The 23,473-nt window shown below is 43.5% G+C and carries 17 protein-coding genes and 1 tRNA gene; 9 read left to right on the forward strand and 9 right to left on the reverse strand.

The window, feature by feature from the left end:
* Position 1: 1 nt before the first annotated feature.
* The 4 genes from EPX21_RS00830 to EPX21_RS00845 form a co-directional block, all read right to left on the reverse strand.
* On the reverse strand, positions 2-997 hold the full coding sequence (locus EPX21_RS00830) for a cyclic GMP-AMP synthase DncV-like nucleotidyltransferase (protein ID WP_134087782.1): 996 nt from the start codon (positions 995-997) through the stop codon (positions 2-4).
* Positions 998-1,000: 3 nt separating this feature from the next.
* On the reverse strand, positions 1,001-2,041 hold the full coding sequence (locus EPX21_RS00835; RefSeq protein ID WP_134087783.1) for a CBASS cGAMP-activated phospholipase: 1,041 nt from the start codon (positions 2,039-2,041) through the stop codon (positions 1,001-1,003).
* Between the two features lie 858 nt (positions 2,042-2,899).
* Positions 2,900-2,987 (reverse strand) — tRNA-Ser (locus EPX21_RS00840).
* A gap of 72 nt (positions 2,988-3,059) precedes the next feature.
* Complete coding sequence (locus tag EPX21_RS00845; RefSeq protein WP_134087784.1) at positions 3,060-3,263, reverse strand: hypothetical protein; 204 nt, start codon at positions 3,261-3,263, stop codon at positions 3,060-3,062.
* 610 nt (positions 3,264-3,873) lie between these two features.
* On the opposite strand from EPX21_RS00845, the gene EPX21_RS00850 reads away from it, so the two are divergent.
* Both EPX21_RS00850 and EPX21_RS00855 read left to right on the forward strand, forming a co-directional pair.
* Entirely contained in the window at positions 3,874-6,420 is a 2,547-nt protein-coding gene (locus tag EPX21_RS00850) for a zinc-dependent metalloprotease (RefSeq protein WP_134087785.1), read from the forward strand.
* A 99-nt stretch (positions 6,421-6,519) separates the two neighbouring features.
* Positions 6,520-8,184: an amidohydrolase gene (locus tag EPX21_RS00855; RefSeq protein ID WP_240768437.1), complete on the forward strand. Its 1,665-nt coding sequence runs from the start codon at positions 6,520-6,522 to the stop codon at positions 8,182-8,184.
* Between the two features lie 38 nt (positions 8,185-8,222).
* On the opposite strand, the gene EPX21_RS00860 is transcribed toward EPX21_RS00855, so the two are convergent.
* Positions 8,223-8,594 carry a DUF423 domain-containing protein gene (locus tag EPX21_RS00860; RefSeq protein ID WP_134087786.1) on the reverse strand — a complete coding sequence of 124 codons (372 nt, stop codon included), beginning with the start codon at positions 8,592-8,594 and terminating at the stop codon, positions 8,223-8,225.
* 26 nt (positions 8,595-8,620) lie between these two features.
* Complete coding sequence (locus EPX21_RS00865) at positions 8,621-9,619, reverse strand: LLM class flavin-dependent oxidoreductase (protein WP_166670646.1); 999 nt, start codon at positions 9,617-9,619, stop codon at positions 8,621-8,623.
* Positions 9,620-9,984: 365 nt separating this feature from the next.
* Here EPX21_RS00865 and EPX21_RS00870 point away from each other — a divergent pair, with 365 nt between their 5' ends.
* The 5 genes from EPX21_RS00870 to EPX21_RS00890 all read left to right on the forward strand — a co-directional run bounded on the left by EPX21_RS00870 (position 9,985) and on the right by EPX21_RS00890 (position 17,985).
* A complete protein-coding gene (locus EPX21_RS00870) occupies positions 9,985-10,674 on the forward strand; it encodes a response regulator transcription factor (RefSeq protein WP_134087787.1) in 690 nt (229 codons plus the stop codon).
* An 8-nt stretch (positions 10,675-10,682) separates the two neighbouring features.
* Positions 10,683-12,017 carry a HAMP domain-containing sensor histidine kinase gene (locus EPX21_RS00875; protein ID WP_134087788.1) on the forward strand — a complete coding sequence of 445 codons (1,335 nt, stop codon included), beginning with the start codon at positions 10,683-10,685 and terminating at the stop codon, positions 12,015-12,017.
* Positions 12,018-12,198: 181 nt separating this feature from the next.
* On the forward strand, positions 12,199-13,524 hold the full coding sequence (locus EPX21_RS00880) for a TolC family protein (RefSeq protein WP_240768439.1): 1,326 nt from the start codon (positions 12,199-12,201) through the stop codon (positions 13,522-13,524).
* Between the two features lie 51 nt (positions 13,525-13,575).
* On the forward strand, positions 13,576-16,854 hold the full coding sequence (locus tag EPX21_RS00885) for an efflux RND transporter permease subunit (protein ID WP_134087789.1): 3,279 nt from the start codon (positions 13,576-13,578) through the stop codon (positions 16,852-16,854).
* A 12-nt stretch (positions 16,855-16,866) separates the two neighbouring features.
* Complete coding sequence (locus EPX21_RS00890) at positions 16,867-17,985, forward strand: efflux RND transporter periplasmic adaptor subunit (RefSeq protein ID WP_134087790.1); 1,119 nt, start codon at positions 16,867-16,869, stop codon at positions 17,983-17,985.
* Between the two features lie 101 nt (positions 17,986-18,086).
* Here the strand turns inward: EPX21_RS00890 and EPX21_RS00895 are convergent, their stop codons facing one another.
* The 3 genes from EPX21_RS00895 to fabF form a co-directional block, all read right to left on the reverse strand.
* Positions 18,087-18,665 (reverse strand): phosphatase PAP2 family protein, encoded by a 579-nt coding sequence (locus EPX21_RS00895; RefSeq protein WP_134087791.1) that lies wholly within the window; start codon positions 18,663-18,665, stop codon positions 18,087-18,089.
* Positions 18,666-18,732: 67 nt separating this feature from the next.
* Positions 18,733-20,457 carry a M14 family zinc carboxypeptidase gene (locus tag EPX21_RS00900; RefSeq protein ID WP_134087792.1) on the reverse strand — a complete coding sequence of 575 codons (1,725 nt, stop codon included), beginning with the start codon at positions 20,455-20,457 and terminating at the stop codon, positions 18,733-18,735.
* Between the two features lie 266 nt (positions 20,458-20,723).
* A complete protein-coding gene (fabF, locus tag EPX21_RS00905) occupies positions 20,724-21,971 on the reverse strand; it encodes a beta-ketoacyl-ACP synthase II (protein WP_134087793.1) in 1,248 nt (415 codons plus the stop codon).
* 111 nt (positions 21,972-22,082) lie between these two features.
* Here fabF and EPX21_RS00910 point away from each other — a divergent pair, with 111 nt between their 5' ends.
* Positions 22,083-22,520, forward strand: coding sequence for a helix-turn-helix domain-containing protein (locus EPX21_RS00910; RefSeq protein WP_134087794.1), 438 nt, complete (start codon positions 22,083-22,085; stop codon positions 22,518-22,520).
* 238 nt (positions 22,521-22,758) lie between these two features.
* Positions 22,759-23,349 carry a YdeI family protein gene (locus tag EPX21_RS00915; RefSeq protein ID WP_134087795.1) on the forward strand — a complete coding sequence of 197 codons (591 nt, stop codon included), beginning with the start codon at positions 22,759-22,761 and terminating at the stop codon, positions 23,347-23,349.
* The last annotated feature ends 124 nt before the right edge of the window (positions 23,350-23,473 follow it).

Genomic DNA, 23,473 nt, shown 5'->3' on the forward strand with positions numbered 1-23,473 from the left:
CTTACGCGCTTTTAGCATTACTGGTCACTACAGCTGGTGAGCTATAGCTCTTTGCCCCTTCATCCTCATCTTTGGCGTTTGCACAGGAGAATCTCGAACCCAGATGCTTCTGCCACTTATGGCAAGCGTTCTTCGGATTGGTTTCGTTAACAGCCTGTTTTGCCGACTCTAAAAATGCGCTTAACTTGTCCATGAAGTATTGCTCATAACTATACCCATCCATTACATCTTCGTTTTCGGGCACCGTTGGCCGCAGACATTCAAATCTCCAATTAAGCTGGTCGTAAATTTTCTGAAGGGTATCCCGAAATCCAACATCATCCCTGGTGTTTGCACAGAAGTTATCTGCTGCCCAGATCGTCATGACAAACCCAGTCGGCATCTTTTTAGATCCATCACTGTAATTTTGATAATCGCTCCATGCTTTTAGATACTTAACAAACCGCCTCAACTGCTCATTTTCATCTGCCTGGTCATTGAACCATTGACTAAACGCTCTGGGATCACTTGGAACCCAGCCATCTTTTTTATGAGCAAGCTTCGGCTCATCGGGTTCGGCTTCATCAATGAAGTAAATGGGCTGATCAATGTGGCGGCCATCCGCAAATTTCGTTCTCACGCACGTATTTTTATCAACGGGTGGCACACCTGTATAACCGTCAACGGCATCCCAAATCCAGTTGTGATAAGTCTGTACGCTTTTGCGCTCATCCAATGGTCCGATAAAGTAAATTCCATCATCTGTATCGTATTTGGTAATAGTTTTATCTTTCCCATCTTCTTGAACAGTGCGTGGAATGGGATTGATAGTTGTCTTCATTGCTGAAGATCCCTGAGAAGTAAACTTAGGTTTGATCTCATCTTTATGATTTTCTTTAAAATCATCTCTAATCAAGTTCCTGAGATTCGTCCGGGATTTTTTAAGCTTCTTTTTACGGTCATCCGTTAAAGAAATCGTCGAATTGAAATCGACGAACTGATCGTGACAGTTTGCCATAGTTTAGTTGGTTTTATAAAGTTTTTGTTGTTCAAAAAAATCGGCTACCTCTGGCTTCTTCCGAAACAGGTCGCCCATATCATTTCCTTTTCCGCGGATCAAATCAAGTGCTGCCGGAGTTGCAACATCTAACTGAACCAATTCTTCCTGTGAACTGGAAACGTCCGAAGATGGAATTCTCAGGTAATCTACCGGCAGATCATTAAGCGTCGCTATTTTCTTCATGAAAAAGTCCGTAAAAAAACTCTGTCCGGCAAATGAAGTTTCAAAAAGCTCATCTTTCCAATCCAAAAAAGACCTGTGACGTTTCAACGCTGTCGGTTTTCCCCCTGTAAGTGAGAGACTACTTACAGATAGTATTTTGAGCTTATCGTATGGTTTATCCTTTCCAACAAAATACTGAAGGGCTTCCAGATATCCGACCAAAGTTGGGTTGTTTCCCCATACACCTCCGTCTATAAACTGCTTGTTGTCGTAGTACGAGATCTGTGCCATTGGGAAATAAGTAGGTGCCGCACTTGTCGCCAGCGCCACATCTACATATAATGCCTTGTTGTCACGGTTTAGATCACCTTCTTTGTGGTCAAACTTAAAGATAAAGGGCCGGGCTTCAGTAACATTGTAACTCGGTATACACAATAGGTTATTGCTCTCGCCAATTTTTCTTTCCCCAAAAATTTTTGTAAGCGCTTCTTTAAGATTTTTGTCGGTGAACTTACCGCCATTGACCAATTGTTTGACTGTACCGTTGCTGTACTTTTTGCCCCGAAACTTTATTTTCTTAAAATTTGGGAATATTTTGGGGCCTTCATTATCATAGAAATCGCAGATATCTGAAGCAGGTATTTTGAGGGACAACGCCAGCGCAATTAAGCCTCCGGTAGATGTTCCGCAAAACATATCAAAATAATCCGATAACCGGCAATCGAATTTTTCTTCAAGGTGTCGTAATATTGTGGCACTATAAAGCCCCTTTATCCCACCTCCATCAATTGATAAGATCTTAAAAACTTTTTCATCTTTTTTAGTAGCTGTTTCCCCCATAGAAAATATTTGATTACCAATATTTTTGACACATAGGATGCCAAGGAATTTTATACCAAATTGAACTTTAGTCCAAAAGATTAGAGTTTAACGCCAAATGAAGGTTTGTAGCAAATAGAAATAATTCTTTAAAGACAATCAACAGTAAAAATGACAGCAAGCAAACTCTTGCTGCTGAAGAAAAACTGTCAACTTGGCATTAAATTACCAACACTTATAAGCGATATAATTTGTCACTTGATGTGAATTGATTAGCTCTGTCCAATGGCTGCCTAAACTGTCCGACCGGAATGATATAGAATTTTACTTGAGAGATAAAAAGGTTAAATAAATCATTATAAAACTTAATGAAAAAGTATCAAACCTCTGATGCCCAATAATCAATTATATCAGAGAAGAACTAAAAACGGCGTTATCTCTTCGTTCCAAGGAACTGGAAGTTAAAAAAGAGCAATTAGCTACTACAGAAAGGAAGCTGGAAAGTCTTGAGGATAAAGTGCTAAATGATGTTATCAATCGCGATACATACAAAAAAGGTTATCGTAAATTTTCAATAGACAAAGCACGCCTAAAATCTGAAATTGCAGATTTATCAATAGATATAACTGAACAGGCAAAAGAACAGATTCGCCTAATCCCTGAACTTTTAAGATTACCGGAACTTTTTAGACGTGCTACATTGAACCAGCAGCATTCTATTTTAAACAGGGTGTTCAAACAGGGTATCACATTTAAAGATGGCATGTTTAGAACACCTTTGCTCAATCCACTGTTTCACCATAACTATCTGGCTATCAACAAAAAAGGGTTGCTCGAAGTGGAGCAACCCATAGAAGAAAATTCTTCAATCCCATTCTGCGGAGAGAGAGGGATTCGAACCCTCGATACGCTTTTGACGTATACACACTTTCCAGGCGTGCTCCTTCAACCACTCGGACACCTCTCCTTTTCCCCTTTATTTAAGGGATTGCAAAAATAGCAGTTTCCAGCTATTCACCAAAATAAATATTTTTTTCGATCAACCTTCCATTTCTAAAAACCATTCTTTTGCTTCTTTAACGGCTCTTTCATACAAAGCTTTTCCTTCAGACATTCCTTCTTCATAAAGTCGATTCGCTATTTCAACCGCCTTCTCTTGTACAATTGGCGTCAAGGTCCCATCATCAAAGGGAAAATTGCGCACGTTCCACTTTTTTTCGCGCCCACTTATGTTGCTTTTCATATCTTCTATATTAGTCATATTTAGCTCAAACCATCATATATCTCTTAAATCGCTTACATCGATTTTAAGAATACGGCTAGCATCCATCAAAAGATGTGCTAAATATCGCATCGCGAAGCACTTTTTTGTCCACCATCTTGAATCGACGGGGCAACTTTTCTTACGTCAACTAACGTCATCATCACTCCATAAAGGAAGATGTTTTTACAAAGCACAATAAAAAGAGCCGATTGATTTATTTTTTACGACTAAATAATTGACTTTATTAGAACAATAACCTAAATTCGTATAAACTAACCAACAAAAGACCAACATTAAACTGGCAGCGGGAACTTTTTTCTAAAACCCCTAATTTATGCCAGAAGACCATAAATTGTCAGACACAGCGATATTTAAAAGCCTAAAATCAGGAAGTACTGAAGCGTCCGAAATTACTTATTACAAATATTCGCCTAAACTTTTTGACTACCGAAGATTCGTTTCTCCTTTCTTTTTATTTACAACAGCTCCTAAATGGCAAATAATAAACTGTGCCTGCCAACGAAGTGCACACAGCTTGCTATTGCCCAATTCAGAATTTTAACCGACAAAAATTTATACTTTTTTAATTATGCGCTTAAAAAATCGTTTCTACAAACCTTTATTAATCACCTTCGTTGCTGTGCAGCTCATGATGAATCAAGGGCTTCAAGCTCAAAACAAGCCGACCAACACAAAGACTAGCAGCACAGAAAGCATTAGTCAAAAAGTTAGCGGACTCGCTAAATACCCGGGCTATTTTAACTTTTACTACGATGATAAAAGTGGAAAAGTGTACTTGGAAGTCGAAAAGTTTGACACCGAATTTCTCTACTACACTTCGCTTACCGATGGGGTCGGTTCCGGCGGCCCGGAAAGAGGACAGGCTTCGGCCGCTATTGCTAAATTCACCAAAGTAGGCCCAAAAATACTCTTAATTCAACCGAACTATGCCTATCGTGCCATAACAGACAACAAAGATGAGCAAAAAGCCGTGGAAAACGCCTTTGCTCAGTCCGTTATTTATTCCTTCACGCCGATAGCAAATGATGGCGACAAGGTATTGATTGACTTTACACCCTTTATAATTCGTGATAGTCAAAAGATAGCAGGATCCATAGGAAGAAACAATCTACCGGGTATTAACGGTGGTAGCGCTGCCTCTTCAGGTGCAGCTTACCATGTAGATGAAAGCCGCTCGGCTGTCTATATGCCAAACACTAAAAACTTCCCTAAAAACACCGAGTTCGAAGCCGTCATCACTTTTGTAGGAGGCGGCAATCAAAGCCGTCGATGGGGAGCCGGCTCAAGCGTTGCTCCCGACCCTAATGCTGTGACCATAAAGATGCACCAATCGTTGATCGAACTGCCAGAAGAAGGCTATAGACCACGAAAGTTTGATCCTCGCTCTGGCTTCAACATGTTTAGCTATATGGATTTCTCAGCGCCTATGAAAGAGCCGATTGTAAAACGTTTCACAAGAAGGCAACGCTTGGCGAAGAAAGATCCAAAAGCGGCGCTAAGCGAAGCCGTAAAGCCGATTGTCTATTATGTTGATCGCGGAGCCCCTGAACCTATCAAGAAAGCGCTTATCGAAGGGGGCAGCTGGTGGAACCAGGCTTTCGAAGCAGCAGGCTATAAGAATGCGTTTCAGATTAAAGAACTGCCCGAAGGGGCCGATCCGATGGACATTCGTTATAATATCGTTAATTGGATCAACCGCACTGGTAACCCAAGGGCCTATTCAACTGGCATGTCTCACATCGATCCCCGTACCGGTGAAATCATCAAAGGCGTAGTTACTTTAGGGGCAGACAGGCATAGGCAGGACTACTTGATCGCTGAAGGTCTCTTGCAATGCTACGAAGACGGCACACCTGTTAGCGACGAATTAGAACAGTTTGCCTTGGCCCGTGTTCGTCAATTATCCGCCCATGAAATCGGACATACACTCGGCTTATACCACAATTTCACCGCCAGTACTAAAGATAGGGCATCGGTAATGGATTATCCCTTCCCTCGCTTTAGCATGAACAAACAGGGCCGCATCGAAGTAACAGATGCCTATGCAAGGGGCATTGGAGAATGGGACAAACGGGCTATTCTTTGGGGCTATCAGGATTTTCCGGAAGGTGTAGATGAAAATGAGGCGCTCGACGAGATTATGAAGAAAACGCTGGCCGACGGACATATTTTTATTCCCGATATCGGAGGTTACGTCCACCCGATCTCTAATCAATGGGATGAAGGCACTAATGCCGTAGATGAACTAGAACGCTTGATTAGTATCAGGAGCGAAATTCTAAACAAGTTTTCCGAGAAGGCTATTCCACAAAATGCCCCGATGGCAACACTCGAAGAAGTGCTGGTTCCCATGTACTTACTTCATCGCTATCAAATTGAGGCAGCAGCAAAGTCCATCGGCGGCTTATATTTCACACACGCGCTTAAAAACGATGGCCAAACAGTTACCGAAATGCTTCTTCCCAAAGAACAATGGAAAGCACTGGACGCCTTACTAAAAACAATTCAACCAGCAAGTCTAGCACTTCCCGAATCACTCATACAAAAAATCCCACCACGCCCTTCGGGATATCCTCAAAACCCAGAAGTTTTTAAGCGTTACACCGGCCCCACCTTCGACCCGATCGCTGCCGCTGAAACCATTGCCAATACTACTTTTGGCTTTTTGTTTGACCCGGCACGCGCTGCACGCTTAATCGAGTATAAGGGCAGAGACGCGAAACAACCCGGCTTTATCCCAATAGCGGAAAAAATCTTGGATGCCACGTGGAAGACACCGCTTAACGATGGTTACCATGGGGAGCTGGAAGCGATGCGTAACTCCGTCTGCCTTCAATATTTGCTGCAATTAGCGGCTCATCAAGAAGCTTCCCCCGTGGTAAAAGGGCAAGCGTTATTCCTTATCGATGAACTGGAAAACTGGATGAAAGAACAAGTGGGGGGTGCCTCACCGGCATATGCTTCCAACCTTCGTTATGGCTTGTCGCAAATTGCTGCATTTAAGCATAATCCCACAAAGTTTGAAGTAGCGCCGTTGATGGAAATGCCACAAGGAGCGCCAATCGGTATGCCTGCTATGGACTTTATGAGCGAAGGATTTTGTTCATTTAATTAAAAGTAGGATCGTGATTTATTCCACGCTGCTAAAAGAATGAAAGTGGAAAACAAACCAGCGTGGTTGCAATAGCATCCTACAACCAATAAAAAATAAAAGATGAACCGCCTGCTACCGGCAGGCAGGCATCCGACCGATGGATTAAATTATTTACAGATGAAATCAATTTTTGCTGTTACTTATATACGAACTACTATTTATCTAGGACTGTCCATTCTATTGACACCTACAGCTGTCCTAGGCCAAAAAATAAACGCCAAGAAAATAAGCGCGCTGAAACAAGAACTAATACAGGAGATAGAAAAAGAACAGAAACATAGTCAGGAAATGGTCGACATGGTCTTTAGCTTTGCTGAATTGGGCTTTCAGGAAGAGGAAACCTCTAAATACTTAACCAACATCCTTCAAGAGAACGGCTTCCAGATTGAGCGGGGCATCTCCGGAATCCCCACTGCTTGGCTCGCTAAATGGGGTTCGGGCAAACCTGTTATTGCTATAGGTAGCGATATAGATTGCATTCCAAAAGCTTCACAAAAACCGGGTGTCGCGTATCATGCACCGCTGATAGAAGGAGCACCGGGACATGGAGAGGGACACAACTCCGGCATACCCTTGAACATTACGGCGGTGCTTGCCTTAAAAAAAATAATGGAACGCGAAAAAATTCAAGGTACATTGGTGCTTTGGCCTGGAGTTGCAGAAGAACAACTTGGCAGCAAAGCCTACTACATACGCGATGGTTATTTTAAAGACGTGGATGCTTGTATCTTTACGCATGTGGCTAATAATTTAAGTGTTGCTTATGGAGACGGAGGCGGAACGGGCATGATTTCCGTCAAATTCAATTTTGAGGGCGAATCGGCACATTCAGCGGGCGCTCCGTGGCGTGGAAAAAGCGCTCTTGATGCCGTAGAACTGATGAATATAGGCTGGAATTACCATCGAGAGCATATGGAACCCACACAACGCTCACATTATGTTATCGCTGATGGAGGCGATCAGCCCAATGTGGTTCCATCGAAAGCTTCCGTCTGGTATTACTTCCGGGAAAAAACTTATCCTAAAATTGTGCAAATGTATGAAGACGGTGTTCGCATGGCGGAAGGTGCTGCCAAAATGACGAATACAAAAATGACTTATGAAGTGCTGGGAAGTGCCTGGCCAGGTCATTTCAATAAATCAATCGCCGAGGTGATGTATGAGAACATGAAAGCGGTAGGCTTACCGCAATGGAGCGACAAAGATCAACAACTGGCAAAAGCCATACAGAAGGAATTAGGTTCAAAAGAAGAGGGTATGAATACCGAACTGAGCAAGCTCGGCGCCCCTGATGCAAATGCCTCTATGAGAAGTGGTGGTTCAGATGACATCGCCGATGTGGCGTGGAACGTACCCACCGTGGTACTACGCTATCCCGCTAATATCCCGGGGCTGCCCGGGCACCACTGGGCCAATGCCATTGCTATGGCCACGCCTATTGCACATAAGGGGGTAATCGCAGGCGCCAAGGTGGAAGCAATGACTTTATTGGATATGTTATTGAACCCGCAGGTCATAAAGGACGCGTGGACTTATTTCAATGAAGTGCAAACTAAGGACATAAAATATACGCCCTTAATTTCAGAGCAGGATAAACCTCCTATCTATCTTAATAAAAAGATTATGGAAGAATACCGGCCTCAAATGAAAAAATTCTATTATGATCCAAGCAAGTATAGCACCTATCTGGAACAGTTGGGTATCACCTATCCTACGGTGAAATAAACAGCTTCTTCCAACAGTAACCCGAGAAACACGTCGGGTTACTGTTGGAAGATTTGATAAATCAATAAAGCCCACCCCCCTACCAAAAGGAGTCCGCCCAGGGGAGTGATCGGACCCAGAAACCGCAGCTTTTGGCCAAAAGCTGAACTAAGGCATAAACCGTAAATACTGAATGAAAACAAAAGCACACCACCAATAAAAAGCGAGCTAATTGTTCCATACAAAGGCGCATCATCATATAAACGTCCTACTATCAACAAAACGATAGCATGATACATTTGATATCTTACCCCTGTTTCAAAACTCTGTTGTTGATCAACGGTAAATTTCTTTTTTAAGGCGTGCGCACCAAAAGCTCCTAATATTACGGCCAACAAACCAAACACGGCACCAAAAAACTGAGCAATCATATCGCTTAAATTGATTTCATTTACTATTAATCGTTTTGTAATGCTTCTTTTAATATAGTAAAAGAGGCAAGCCTTTTTTCCAGATCATATATATAACTTGTCGCCATTAATTCATTAATGCCTGTATGATCGATAAAAGCAGACAATTCGCGCCTGAGGGTGTCTTTGCTACCGACGAAAGTACAGGCTGTCATATTATTTACGGCGTGCTGAACTTCCGGGCTCCATGCAGAAGCGGAAATGGGATTCGGCGGTTGCAACGGCTGTCTGGTATCCGTTAAAATCCCAATAAACATTCGGTATAAACTAGAAGAAAGGTACGCCGCTTCATCATCCGTTTCTGCGCCGATTACATTAACACAAGCGATTACATAAGGTTCTTGCAATTGCACCGATGGACGAAATTCCCGCTTATATATAGCAATAGCGGCCTGAAATTGGGCCGGAGCAAAATGAGCTGCAAAAGCATAGGGTAAACCTAAACGGGCGGCTAGATGAGCGCTATCTGTACTTGAACCTAATATCCATATCGGAATATCCAACCCTTCACCCGGAAAAGCGCGAACCTTACTGTCCACATTGTCTGCATGCAGAAATTGCTGCAACTCCTTTACATCGTCCGGAAACTGGAAAGCCGCGTGCATATTGTTACGCCTTAAGGCCATTGCTGTCAACTGGTCGGTACCCGGCGCCCGCCCCAGACCTAAATCGATGCGCCCTGGGTATAATGTTTCCAAGGTACCGAACTGTTCTGCAACGATCAAGGGCGTGTGATTCGGCAACATCACACCGCCAGATCCTACCCTGATTTTCTCCGTGTTACCGGCCACGTGTCCTATCAATACGGCGGTTGCCGAACTGGCGATATGCTCCATATTGTGGTGTTCCGCCAACCAAATCCGTCGGTACCCCAACTTTTCTATATGTTGCGCCACTTTTACGCTACTATCTATAGCTGTCCGAGCGGTTCCGCCCTCAACTACTACAGCCAGCTCTAGGGCCGACAAAGGAATTTTTTCTATCATAGTTACGCAAATTTAACTTTCCTATCCTTCAAACAAGAACCACAGCTGTAAGCCTTGAGTCAAATTCTTGGTGCCGTGTCCTCGCCAATCCCCGCGTGGTGCGATAGACTGGGTTCGGTTTGGCGCCTTTTACGAGGTTCTTTACAGCCAGAAATGCGTAGGCTATCACGCAGCAGTTGCTTCAAAATTAATTCAAAATTCGAAGCCATCTTGTCCAACAGCTGGCAGCATTCAGGGTTTAATATTTACCGATTGGAATAAAAACAGCACCTTTGTGAATTAAAGTTAAAAAAATCGGTAAATAACGAACTTAATAGACGCCCCTCCTTAGGTTATGCTTAGCTTATAGAATAAATTTGTATGTAATGAAAATACTGGTAGTAGAAGACAATAGAGAGTTAGCGAGCAGCATCTACGATTATTTAGCTGGTGAAAATTACATTTGTGAGCTGGCATTTGCAGCCAATGAGGCTCGCGAAAAGTTGCTCTTTTTTACCTACGATTGTATTATTCTCGATCTTATGCTACCCGATGGAAATGGCCTCGAATTGCTCGACTTTATAAAAGCTGAGCGTATCAATGGGTTCATTTTGATCATTTCTGCGAAAGGTGCCTTGGATGACAAAATAAAAGGACTCGAAGAAGGAGCCGACGACTATCTTACCAAACCCTTTCATTTACCCGAACTTCACGCCCGGTTAAGGGCCATTCACCGGCGGAAAAATTTAAATGGCAATAATATTGTTTCTTTTAATGAGATCACGCTAAATACCAATACCTTTGAATTAAAAATACATGGAAAAGAGCTCGATGCCACCAGAAAGGAATTCGAACTTCTTCTTTATTTTTTGGTAAATAAAAATCGAGTCCTATCACGACAGGCCATTGCCAACCATCTCTGGGGCGACTATACAGATAATCTGAGCAATGTCGATTTCGTTTATCAGCATGTTAAGAATCTACGAAAGAAAATCAACTCGGCAGGCGGAGACGACTATATAGATACCATTTACGGGTTGGGATACAAATTCAATACGAACAAAGGCTTACATTAATTCTGACAATGAAATTAGCGGATAAATTTACACTGTGGTTTTTGGCGATTATTTTATTGGTAACGCCAATCAGTATGTTTACAACCTTGAGTAATATACGCTACCGCATCGATAACTCTGAAATAGAGCGTTTAAAAGCCGTCAACAATGAAGTGGCGGAACAGTTGAAGGCAGGAATCGCGCCTGACCAATATTCACAGGGGCGGCCAATTGCTATTCAGAAAATAGACGGCATTTTGCCAAAGGAAAAAGTACAAGTACAAAAACAAAAATGCGACAGCACCGCCTCTGTTACAGACGAGTGCCGCATTACCGTCAGCTCTTACTATACCATTAATGGGGTCAACTATCAGGTATCTTCTTATAACTATGTCACGCAATCAAACCAGATTCTGAAGGGAATGATTCTAACGGCGATACTAAAAACCTTATTGATTGCTTTAGCGGTACTACTGACGGTGCGCGTAGTCTCAAAAAAGATCCTATCGCCCTTTAACCAAACGTTAAAAAGTATCCAGAAATTCTCTATCAAAAAAAAGCAAGCATTGAGGCTTACCGCCACCAATACGAAAGAATTTCAAGAGCTCAATCAGTTTTTAAAAAAAATGACGGATAAGGCTGTAACCGAATATAGTCAGGTGAAAGAATTCAGTGAAAACGCTTCGCACGAATTACAAACACCTTTAGCAGTCTTGCGCAGCAAGCTGGAACTACTCACCGAGACCGATATTCAACAGAATCAGGCTTCGCTCATAGCCGATATGCAAAATGCGATTGAAAAACTATCCCGAATCAATCACTCGCTCCTTTTACTGACTAAATTGGAGAATCAAGAATTTGAAGCGACGACAGCGATAAACTTCACCAAACAGACGACCGAGTTACTTACTATTTATGAGGACAGGATCACCATTAAAGAACTCAAAGTAACGCAACTCATTGAACCGAACATAACCGTTAGCATCAACGCGGCATTAGCAGACATGCTTTTTGACAACTTACTTAGCAATGCTATCAGGCATAATGTAAAAAATGGAAGTATCTTTTTAGAAATAAATCAACAGGGGATCCTCATTAAAAATACCGGGCCCGAACCCGTGTTCCCGACAGAGGAGCTCTTCCAACGCTTTAAGAAAAGCAATCAATGTAGTAATAGCGTCGGTTTAGGCCTCGCTATCGTTAAACGAATTTGCGAATTGAACAATTTCGACATCCAATATATCTACGAACAAGGGTACCACATTGTAAGCGTTCGCTTCGGAAGTCCGGCAGCTGCCACTTCCGCTCAAGCAAATAAAGTAACAACGGAGGAAGCCGGCAATAAAATTGTTACACTGGAATAAAAATTTAATAAATATTTAGGCCAGTCCTTCAAATTCTCTTCAAAATTATTCCTCAATTTCACAAAAGATACTAACAACACTTTAATTTTTTGTGAAATCTTCATTCCGTTGGATAATTAGGTATTGCATCTCAAGCCTTTTATCGTTAATACTAGCACAACACACTTGGGCACAGCAAAAATTGTCTCTTAAACAGGCCCTTGAATTAGCCGTTAACAATTATGGAAGTGTAAAAGCGAAGGCAAATTACGCTAAAGCATCTCTTTCGTCGGTTGAACAATCTAAACGAGATTATCTCCCTAACCTAACGCTATCTGCACAACAGGATTATGGAACCGTCAATGGCCAGAATGGACCCCTTTACGGCTTTGGCGGATTTGGAGTCAGTTCCTCGGGCTTGCCTTTGGCCAACCAGAACTGGAATGCAGCTTTTGGCTCGCTTTATTTAGCCAATGTTAATTGGGAGTTCTTTGCGTTCGGAAAAGCCAAAGAGCGGATCAAGGTAGCCCAAGAAGTGGCCGAACGAGATCAGATGGATTTGCAACAGGAACTCTTTAATCATCAAATTAAAGTTTCAGCGGCCTATCTAAATTTATTAGCAGCACAAAAGCTAACGCTTTCCTATAAAAAAAACTTACTCCGCGCCGACACCTTCCGGCAGGTGGTGGTCACGCGCGCACTGAACGGACTTATTGCGGGTGTAGACTCCTCTTTAGCGAATGCGGAGGTCTCCAACGCAAAAATCGCCTTTACTAACGCGAAGAATTTTGAACAAGAGCAAAGCAACCAATTAGCCCAACTGATGGGTGTTCCGCCTGCCGAGTTTACCTTAGACAGTTTCTTCATTTCACATGTCCCTGTAGGCATCGAACAGACAACGGATAGCGATGTAACTAAACATCCCACGTTACGCTGGTATCAGTCGCGCATCGCCGTTGGAGAAGAACAAAAGAAATATTTAAAGACTTTATATTATCCTTCCCTTTCGCTCGTTGGTGTTTTTCAGACGAGAGGCTCTGGTTTCCATAGCGACTACGCCAGTAATCAGCAGTCATATACCACCAATTACTTTGATGGTATACGGCCAACCCGATCGAACTACCTTATTGGCATCGGGCTAACCTGGAACCTAACCCAACCGCTTCGCGTTTCCAAACAAGTGAAGGCGCAAAGCTTTACAAACGATGCGCTGACAAATGAATTTGAACTGGCAAATCAGCAAATTCATGCACAATTGATACTGGCCGATACAAAAATTGAAAACGCATTAAGCAACTATAATGAAGTACCAACGCAGGTTAAGGCGGCATCTGATGCGTTTTTGCAAAAATCAGTACTCTATAAAAACGGACTCACCAACTTAGTCGACGTAACACAAGCACTTTATGCGTTGATACGTGCGGAGACAGACCGAGACATTGCCTACAATAATGTTTGGCAAGCCTTATTGTATAAGGCAGCAGCTTCCGGCGATTTCAGCTTATTTGTTGATAAGGTAACGCCTTAGGATTTATTGTCCCGTACAAAAAATAGTTAAAAAGTATTTAAATAAATCACTATGAATTTAATTCGCTTTGCATTACGTAAACCCATAACCATTATGGTTATAGTAGCAGGGCTATTTTTCTTTGGAATAAAAGCAGTTACTTCCATTAAGATCGATATCTTCCCTAAACTTGACATGCCTGTAATTTATATCTCTCACCCATTTACAGGCTACACTCCGGAACAAATGGAGTCGTTCTTCGCCAAGCAATATGTCAATATACTCCTATACACGAATGGTTTAAAAAGTATAGAGACGAAAAATATTCAAGGCCTTACCTTAATGAAGCTGAATTTCTATCCCGGCACAAATATGGCCCAGGCGGCGGCTGAACTGGCCTCTTTCACCAATCGTATTCAGGCAATTTTTCCACCAGGGTCCAACCCGCCGTTTATCATCCGTTTTGATGCTTCTACATTGCCGGTTGGCCAGCTGGTGCTCAGCAGTAAAAGCAGAAGCAACAACGAGCTGGCCGACTTAGCCAACACCTATGTCCGCTCCTCGTTTACATCCATCAGCGGTTTAGTGGCTCCTCCCCCGTTTGGAGGAAACGTCCGAACCATCGTAATCAAAGCCGACCCAGCCTTACTGAGGTCTCATAACATGACTCCCGACCAACTGGTAGAAGCTTTGAAGTTAAATAATCAAACGGCCCCATCGGGGAATGTACGCATAGGCGATAAAAACTACATTACGCCAACCAATACCACCATTAAGGATGTACGCGATTTTGAAAACATTCCGCTCTTTAAAAGCGGCGTACAAAACTTGTATTTAAGGGATGTGGCAACCGTAGAGGACGCTGCCGACATTACTTCCGGCTATGCATTGGTAAACGGCAAACGCTCCGTTTATCTGAACGTAGCGAAAAGTGCAGATGCCTCTACATGGGAGGTTGTCCAGAAGTTAAAAGCAGCGGTTCCAAAAATACAAAGCCAACTACCTGAAGACGTTCAAGTGAGCTACGAATTCGATCAGTCGGTTTATGTGATGAATGCTGTAATGAGCTTATTGACCGAAGGCGCCATTGGAGCCATACTCACAGGCTTAATGGTCATTTTGTTCCTTGGCGATTTACGAGGGGCACTCATTGTCATTTTAACCATTCCAACATCCATTATATCGGGCGTTTTATTCCTTAACCTCTTCGGACAGACCATCAATATCATGACACTCAGCGGCCTTGCCCTAGCGATTGGTATATTGGTAGACGAAAGTACCGTGACCATCGAAAACATTCACCAACATCTTGATATGGGCAAACCAAAAGCCTTAGCTATTTGGGATGCCTGTAAGGAGATCGCCTTCCCTAAGCTCTTAATCCTCTTTTGTATTTTAGCCGTATTTGCACCCGCCTTTACTATGGGTGGCATACCGGGATCGCTGTTCCTCCCTTTAGCCTTGGCGATTGGCTTTAGTATGATTGTTTCTTATTTCCTAGCTCAAACCTTCGTCCCTATAATGGCGAATTGGATTATGAAAGCAAAACATCACAAAAAAGCAGATGGATCAGACCTGAGCGATGCGGAAGAGCTTAAATTAGCAGGGCTATCAGTTGACAGTCGCCACGCACAGGCGGAACAAAAAATCGCAGCAGCGGAGGCGATCGATCGTGACGGCGATAATAAAGTCGGATATTTTGAAAAGCTACGCATGCGCTATTTACGTTTTATTGAACGGCTTATGCCTTACAGGAAACCTATCGTTGTCGCCTATCTACTGGTTATTTGCGGCTTAGCAAGTATACTGATGATGCAAATCGGCCGAGATGTATTGCCGAAAGTGAACGGTAGCCAATTTCAGGTTCGCTTACGTGCACCGGAGGGCACACGGATTGAAGAAACAGAGCGGAAAACGAATAAAGCAATCGAGGCAATTAAAGCGCTTGTCGGACCGGAAAACGTCTCAATTACATCTACCTATGTTGGACTCCATCCCTCGCTTTTCTCTACCAGCCCCATTTATCTGTGGATGGCTGGCCCCCACGAATCCGTTATTCAAGTAGCACTGAACGAGCATTATAAAACGGATCTGGATGAGCTGAAAGAGAACATTAGAGCAGCCTTCTTGAAAGACCTACCGGAAATAACGCCATCCTTCGAACCGATTGAGTTAACCGACAAAATCTTAAGTCAGGGCTCTCCAACCCCCATCGAGGTTAGATTCTCTGGAAGGAATAAGAAGCAGAGCGAAGCCTTTGCTCAAAAGCTCATTAAGAAACTAAATGAAATAGAATACCTCAGAGACGTACAGTTGGGCCAGTCAACTAAATATCCGTCGATCAACATTTCCGTTGACCGGATGAGGGCTTCGCAAGTGGGCGTGGACATGAACGACATCACCAGGTCGCTAATTGCTTCTACGTCATCGTCCCGATATACCGATAAAAACATCTGGATTGACCAACGCATCGGCAACAGCTACAGTGTACAAGTTCAGATTCCGGAGAGCAAAATGAACAGCATCAGCGAAATCAATGAAATCCCATTATTGAAAAATGCGTCTAGACCGGTATTGGGTGACGTTGCTACCATTACATCCGGCACCACTTACGGCGAAACAGACAATTTGGGCGCCATGCCGATGTTATCGGTAACGGCCAATATAAATCAACGGGACTTAGGCAGTGCATCCAAAGAAGTACAAAAGGCGATCGACTCCTTGGGAGAGTTGCCGCGGGGATTGGAGGTGGAACTGATCGGATTAAGCAATACATTGACGGAAACGATGGACAGCCTAGAAAGCGGCCTCCTTGTGGCTATTATCGTCATATTCCTCATGTTAGCCGCAAACTTTCAATCCTTCAAAGTGTCGGCCATTGTATTAGCCACCGTACCGGCAGTTATCTTAGGTTCAATTGGCCTTTTGTTACTAACAGGATCTACCTTAAATTTGCAATCATATATGGGGATGATTATGTCAGTTGGTGTATCGATATCGAATGCCGTTCTGTTAATTACTAATGCAGAAGAGATAAGAAGAACCACCGGCAATGCTGTTTCTTCCGCTACAGGCGCTGCTTCGCTGCGACTACGGCCTATTGTTATGACGGCCTTGGCTATGGTTGTCGGAATGATTCCGATGGCAAGCGGATTAGGCGAAGCGGGCGATCAATCATCACCATTAGGCCGAGCGGTTATAGGTGGACTCATCGCGTCTACTTTTGCCGCACTATTCATTCTACCGTTGGTATTTGCCTGGGGACAAAGCAAAAGTAGCACACAAAGTGTTTCGCTGGATCCAGAAGACGAAGAAAGTATTCACTACATCCCATCCACCACTAAAAATTAAAAAAATTACGATATGAAGTCTTACAGATTTGTTTTATTAGCCAGCGGCTTGTTTAGCATAGCCTGCCTGTTCGCTCGCTGTACTTCGCCTGTCCAGAAGGCTGAAGCCGAGAACCAGAAAACAAAAGAGGACGACACTTCTTTGGAAACATTCAAATTATCCAAAGGGCAGCTGTCATCTTCCATTAAGATCCCAGGTGAATTAATCGCTTACCAACAAGTGGATTTATACGCAAAAGTGAATAGTTTTGTAAAAAAGCTACATGCAGATGTAGGCAGCGTGGTGTCCGCAGGACAGATCCTTGCGACCATGGAAGCGCCTGAGCTAAACTCCCAACTGGCCGGCGCGGAATCGCGACTGAAATCCCAGGAGGCGGTCTATTTAGCAAGTAAAGCGACTTATCAGCGACTATTGGAAACCAGTAAGACTCCCGGCACTGTATCACAAAACGACCTAGACCTTGCCTTGGCCAAGCAGAACTCTGATCTTGCCCAACTGAAAGCGGCACAGGCCGCCTTTCGCGAAGTTGGTGACACGCGAAACTACCTGGAAATTAGAGCGCCATTCTCTGGCATCATAACGGCCAGAAATGTAAGCACCGGTGCTTATGTCGGTCCTTCGGGCAAAGGCTCCGAAGCACCGATCTTTACCTTGCAAGAACAAAATAAGTTACGTTTGGTAGTCAGCGTACCCGAACTGTATTCAGCGTATCTAAACAAACAAAAGGAAGTTACTTTTTCGGTAAAAGCTTTACCGAATGAGCTCTTTAAGGCAAAGGTTGCCAGATTGGCTGGAGCCTTAGACGCGCGTCTCCGCTCACAACGCATTGAAATGGATGTCAACAATAGCGGTAAGCAGCTCCTTCCGGGGATGATTACTGAGGTGGAGATTCCGCTGACAGGAAATGAAAACAACTTCGTTGTACCTACCGAAGCGGTACTGAATTCTACCCTAGGAACCTATGTAATCAAAGTAGAACATGATAGCACGAAATGGGTACCCGTTAGCGTTGGCCGACAAGCGGATGGAAAATCAGAGGTCTTCGGCCCGCTGGATGAGTCAGTTCAATTGGTCAAATTAGCAACCGAAGAGATACGAGATAACGAGCCGATAAATGGAAAGTTAAATTAATTCTCTCGCGTCGTAATCGCACCTTCGAAAGCTATCGCCGAATAATTGTTGGGCGATAGCTCTCTGTTTACCGGGCGCGCATACTAATCTGATACGAGGCGCTAGGGCCTCAAAAACCCCATACCAAAGGCCGTCCCCATCCCCAGGACGGCCCCCGCCGCTACGTCAGATGGATTGTGAACGCCTAAATACATTCGGGAGTAACCGACTGTTCCCGCCCAAAGGAATGAGGGCGCAATGACATACCATTTCGGATAAGCGCGGGACAAAGCCGTAGCGGTACTAAAGGAGGCAGAAGTATGGCCGGAAGGAAAAGAATAGCTTGTGGGTTCGTAAACCGCCGTAAATCCGACGTGAACGATAAAAGGCCGCGGTCTTTTAAACACCTTTTTTAATCCGAAGTTAAGCAGCGCAGTAATCGCCGTACTGCTGGCAATGTAAGCCGCATTTTGCCGCATATCTTTATTCTGATCGATTACACCCGCAACAAACACGCCGGCGGGTATGGCCGCATTAACGTAGTTATTCGCATCTGAAATAGTGCGCATTACTTTCGTCTGTTGTTCGCTCCTTTTCGCAGCCATATTCTCCAGAATCCGTAGATCTATCTTGTCGATGGTCGACTGTCCGAATGACTGACCGGAAAACAGCAATAAAAATATAAAAATGGGGTATTTCATAACATGCAGCAAAGGTTGTTAAATCCTATTCAATAGGGCTTTAATGCCCAACTCCAATTAAGCCAGCTCAATCGATTAGCCGACCAACAGGATACAGCAGGTGCGTTTTTTCATAATACGGAGACTGCTTATAAATCCAATCGAGCTGTGCCCTACCATTCTTTCCCAAAGCAGGATCTTCTTTTTTGGCGTTCTCAAACGCAGTTCTAAGTGCTTCATCACTTTTCAAAAGCCGCGCTGCCTCGTCTTCAAAAATATATGCCGAAAAGTGTTCCTTCTGCCCTAACACCGCATCAAAAAAGTTCCAGCTAAAATAAGAATCGACCGCCTGCGGCTCCAGTGTTTCCACAATATATCGGTTCATCGCTTGATCCGTTTTTACCAGTACATCCCCTGCATAAAACGGCACTGTCATTCGCTTCGCTGTCAGTTCGACATCACTATGTACATAATGCCCTTCAAAAGGAGCTTTTAGCGTATTGAACTTTTTGATATAATACATTTCGAGCTCCAGGGTAGTATCTCTATCAAACGGCTGCATTTTTACGCCGTTCAACGCCAGGAGTCGCAACACCTTTTCGTAGGCTTGAGGAATTACATAAGCTATGGGCTTCTTCACCTCCACTTTTGGCTTATAGCGGTCATACAGCCTGATCTTTTTAGTAAATGGCTTGCTGCGATCGTAATATAAGCGAGGCTGTCCACTTACTTCGCTGGGCCGATATAAAGCCTCATATCCGTAAAAATCGATAGCACTGTAATTCAGCGTGTCGAGCGTCCAAGTTAGCGGAAAAACCGTATGCTCCTTAACCGCTCGCTTCGCTTCTGCCCTCACTTCCAATAATCGCGCTCCCTGTTCATCGGTAATATCGATCAAATGTTTCATTAGCGCATAGGTCGACCGCACACGTTGCGTAAAGGGTTTCCACATATGGGTCTCCGGCATGTAAGCGATGGTGTTGTGCAATGCAGCATATCCCGTAGAGTAGCGTGGGTTTTCCAGAAACGAAACGATGCCCGATTCCGGCGTTTCGCCGCGCGGATCAACATAGGGTACCAACCTGTAGCCGTCCACCCCCATTCGCTGATATAACTCTTCTGTATAGTTTTTGAGCATATAAGACGATAAAACCGGATTTAGCTTATCGCGTTGTGTATCGATCAACGTCATGATATACTGGTAATCGGCCCCATTACTCGCATGGTTGTCCATAAATACATCTGGATCCCATGTATTGAATATCTCCTGAAATGCCCACGAGTTATGGCTATCCGTTTTGATGAAGTCGCGGTTCAAATCGAGATGCTGCCGATTTCCCCGAAAGCCATATTGTTCAGGTCCATTCTGGTTGACCCGCGATACGCCCCGGTTCAACATACCGTCGATATTATATACTGGAATGAAGCACAACACCACTTTATCAGGAACAGCGTCGTTTGCCAATAAATCGCGGATCAGCATCATGGATGCATCAATTCCCTCCGGTTCCCCGGGATGGATTCCATTATTAAAAAGAATGACGCTTTTACCCTTTTTTCGAATACTAGCCGGATCAAAATCGCCATCCTTCGATAATACCATTAACTGTAAGGGCTTACCTACATCCGTATTACCGAAAGTAAATAGTTTAGCTTCCTTATAACCGCTATCCAATCGACGATAAAAACTCAACACTTCCGTATAGGTAGCAGTACGATTATGGGCACTGTCCAACTCAAAGGTAATATGCTGAGCTCGAATCGAAAGAGAGCACAACAGCGAAAAAGTTAGGAAGATAAAGTATCTAAGCATTTCTATTTTGATAAGTGTTTTATTTTATGATTTCACGATATCGGACTGAACTGGATTCCTTCTGCGGTCTAATAATTAAATTAAACGGCAAACAGGAAATATACCTTTCACGCGCAAAATGAAACGTTTCTGAACACATGCCGGTTTCATAAAAAGCTTTAAAAGTTCTAAACCGCTTCGGATTAAGCATCGCAATCTTATTATATGACCAACACAAAAAACCATTTGAGTCACAAAATAAACAAAACCAAGCATTAGTTAGGCTTTTACAGCTTTACTTTTTTAAAAACGGCAATACCGTTATGCCCTCCAAAACCAAAGGTATTGCTCATAGCTACCTGTACATCCTGGGGTAGCGCTTTTGACTTAACGATCTGTAAGCCATCCGGTATAGATTCGTCCGGATCCGTTAAATTAATGGTGGGCGGAATGACAGAATCGCGGATAGCCAATATACAGGCAATGGCTTCGATCGCGCCCGCCGCACCCAATAAATGACCGGTCATCGATTTTGTAGCGCTGACTTTTAAACGATCGAAATTGTTTTTGAACAGTCTGTCGATTGCTTTTAACTCGCTCATGTCGCCCACGGGCGTTGAAGTCGCATGTGCATTTAGATAATCTACGTCTTCCGGCAAAAGGTTCGCATCCTTTAGCGCAAATTTCATAGCCATATAAGCACCCTCTCCCTCGGGATGGGTTGCTGTCATGTGATATGCGTCTGCAGTCATCGCTGCGCCCACGATTTCAGCGTAAATGTTAGCTCCCCGCGACACTGCGTGCTCGTATTCTTCCAACACCAAAGCGCCCGCTCCCTCTCCCATCAAGAATCCATCCCGCCCTCGGTCAAACGGCCGACAAGCCAGGTGCGCTTCTTCGTTTCGCGTAGTCATCGCTTTCATTGCGCAAAAGCCACCGATAGACGCTTCTGTAATAGGCGCCTCCGAACCACCGGTAATCATTACTTTTGCCTTTCCCCATCTGATATAGTTGAATGCATCCATGATAGCGGTATTCGAAGTCGCACAAGCCGACACGGTTGTATAATTGATTCCCTTTAGGCCGTGCCTGATGGAGATCAACCCGGAAGCCATGTTTGCAATTAGCTTCGGAACAAAAAAAGGACTGAAACGGGGCGTAAAACCCGAAGACGCGTATTCTTTCACTTGTTCTTCAAAGGTAAGCATCCCGCCTTGACCAGACCCCCATATAACACCCACTTCGTAAGCATCTAACACCGAAAGATCCAATGCAGCGTCCGCAATGGCTTGGTCCGCCGCAATCAGCGCAAACTGAGTGAATTGATCGGTACGCTTAATCTCGGCTTTATCAAGCCACTTAGAAGCATCATAATGCTTGATTTCGCAGGCTATTTGCGTCCTGAACTTGTCGGGCTTAAATCTGGTAATCCTCGCGGCGCCATTAACTCCATTTACTAGATTCTGCCAAAACATCTCGACATTTTCGCCGATTGGCGTTAAGGCTCCAAGCCCTGTTATAACTACTCGGTTCATGATTCTCAATTTTAAAAAAGTCGCATCGGCGACAACAACTTGCATTTAACAAGCAGTTGCAAATATAAAGCAAACTCGTTTATATTTGCAAGTCTATAAACTTCCGTTTCTATGAGGTCTGACTGCCCCTTAAACTATGCGCTTGAGCTGTTTGGCGACAAATGGTCGTTATTAATCATCCGGGATATGGTATTTTTTAACAAACGCTATTACCATGAGTTCCTGCTTTCAGAAGAAAAGATATCAACCAATGTTTTGGCAAATAGACTGCTTACACTGGAAAAAAACGGTTTTGTAAAAAAAGAAAAATCGCTGGATCATAAACAGAAGATAATCTATAGCTTAACCGAAAAAGGAATTGATTTGGTACCGATCATCATAGAAATCGGACTATGGTCTGATAAATACGGTGATCATATTCCGCCCCACAAAAAGGATTTTATCTTAAAAGAGATAAGAGTCAATAAAACGAATGGGATTCAAACCCTAAAAAAGGAGCTACATACGGCACACAATGTCCAAAAAAATACGGACAAACACAGCGACTAAAGCTGACATCTCTAGTAATAAAGAAGTACTAAGGTATAACAAAGGTAGTACCGAACCTGTGTCATTCCTGTGTGAAGCCCGTAACATTCCAGTACGATGCCTTATCCTGAATAGCTATGCAGGTTGATGAATAAATCCTGATTGAGTTATACATTACTATGTCTTTACTCATAATTTCTTCGCTGAAACTGCGGCATAAGCTGGAATTATCCTATCTTCGACGACAAGGAGGTTCACCATGGAAGTTTTTAAAACGGCAGATGCCTTTTATCAGGCACAACAACGCTGGAGAGAAGAGCTCAAACTATTAAGAGACCTGATTATGTCGACCGGCCTGAAAGAAGAGGTCAAATGGGGCGGGCCTGTTTATACATACCAAGGGAAAAATCTTGTCGGTTTGGCTGGCTTTAAGTCCTATTTCGGCATCTGGTTTTACCAAGGTGTTTTCCTAAAAGACAAATATAAATTACTTATCAATGCGCAAGACGGAGCCACAAAAGCACTGCGTCAAATGCGCTTTACCAACGTAGATCAAGCTGATCTGAACATTATCCGAGCCTATATCTTGGAGGCTATTGATAACCAAGAAAAGGGGCTTGAAATGAAGGCAGATAGAAGTAAACCGATTATCATCCCAAAAGAATTAATGGATGTTTTAGAGAGCGACGCCACACTAAAAGCGCGTTTTACCCGGTTAAACAAAACGCAACAAAGAGAATTCACGGAATATATTGCGACTGCCAAGCAGGAAAAGACAAAGCAAAGCAGATTAGAGAAAATTATTCCGTTGATCAGCGACGGCATCGGGTTAAACGACAAATACCGTTAATACTCAATAAAAAAACCCGGCATTTGGGATACCGGGTAAAAACATGTGTTTTTATCAACCTAAACCTATTGATAAAATAACGGCCCGATATGCAGAATATTATATGCTGTTAATTTTTTTGTTT

The sequence above is a fragment of the Olivibacter sp. XZL3 genome (assembly GCF_004368405.1).
GTDB lineage: Bacteria > Bacteroidota > Bacteroidia > Sphingobacteriales > Sphingobacteriaceae > Olivibacter.

Excerpts from the sequence above, each read along its gene's own strand:
- EPX21_RS00830 (WP_134087782.1), bottom strand. The coding sequence starts at position 997 with ATGGCAAACTGTCACGATCAGTTCGTCGATTTCAATTCGACGATTTCT.
- EPX21_RS00835 (WP_134087783.1), bottom strand. The coding sequence starts at position 2,041 with ATGGGGGAAACAGCTACTAAAAAAGATGAAAAAGTTTTTAAGATCTTA.
- EPX21_RS00845 (WP_134087784.1), bottom strand. The coding sequence starts at position 3,263 with ATGAAAAGCAACATAAGTGGGCGCGAAAAAAAGTGGAACGTGCGCAAT.
- EPX21_RS00850 (WP_134087785.1), top strand. The coding sequence starts at position 3,874 with ATGCGCTTAAAAAATCGTTTCTACAAACCTTTATTAATCACCTTCGTT.
- EPX21_RS00855 (WP_240768437.1), top strand. The coding sequence starts at position 6,520 with ATGAACCGCCTGCTACCGGCAGGCAGGCATCCGACCGATGGATTAAAT.
- EPX21_RS00860 (WP_134087786.1), bottom strand. The coding sequence starts at position 8,594 with ATGATTGCTCAGTTTTTTGGTGCCGTGTTTGGTTTGTTGGCCGTAATA.
- EPX21_RS00865 (WP_166670646.1), bottom strand. The coding sequence starts at position 9,619 with ATGATAGAAAAAATTCCTTTGTCGGCCCTAGAGCTGGCTGTAGTAGTT.
- EPX21_RS00870 (WP_134087787.1), top strand. The coding sequence starts at position 9,985 with ATGAAAATACTGGTAGTAGAAGACAATAGAGAGTTAGCGAGCAGCATC.
- EPX21_RS00875 (WP_134087788.1), top strand. The coding sequence starts at position 10,683 with ATGAAATTAGCGGATAAATTTACACTGTGGTTTTTGGCGATTATTTTA.
- EPX21_RS00885 (WP_134087789.1), top strand. The coding sequence starts at position 13,576 with ATGAATTTAATTCGCTTTGCATTACGTAAACCCATAACCATTATGGTT.
- EPX21_RS00890 (WP_134087790.1), top strand. The coding sequence starts at position 16,867 with ATGAAGTCTTACAGATTTGTTTTATTAGCCAGCGGCTTGTTTAGCATA.
- EPX21_RS00895 (WP_134087791.1), bottom strand. The coding sequence starts at position 18,665 with ATGAAATACCCCATTTTTATATTTTTATTGCTGTTTTCCGGTCAGTCA.
- EPX21_RS00900 (WP_134087792.1), bottom strand. The coding sequence starts at position 20,457 with ATGCTTAGATACTTTATCTTCCTAACTTTTTCGCTGTTGTGCTCTCTT.
- fabF (WP_134087793.1), bottom strand. The coding sequence starts at position 21,971 with ATGAACCGAGTAGTTATAACAGGGCTTGGAGCCTTAACGCCAATCGGC.
- EPX21_RS00910 (WP_134087794.1), top strand. The coding sequence starts at position 22,083 with ATGAGGTCTGACTGCCCCTTAAACTATGCGCTTGAGCTGTTTGGCGAC.
- EPX21_RS00915 (WP_134087795.1), top strand. The coding sequence starts at position 22,759 with ATGGAAGTTTTTAAAACGGCAGATGCCTTTTATCAGGCACAACAACGC.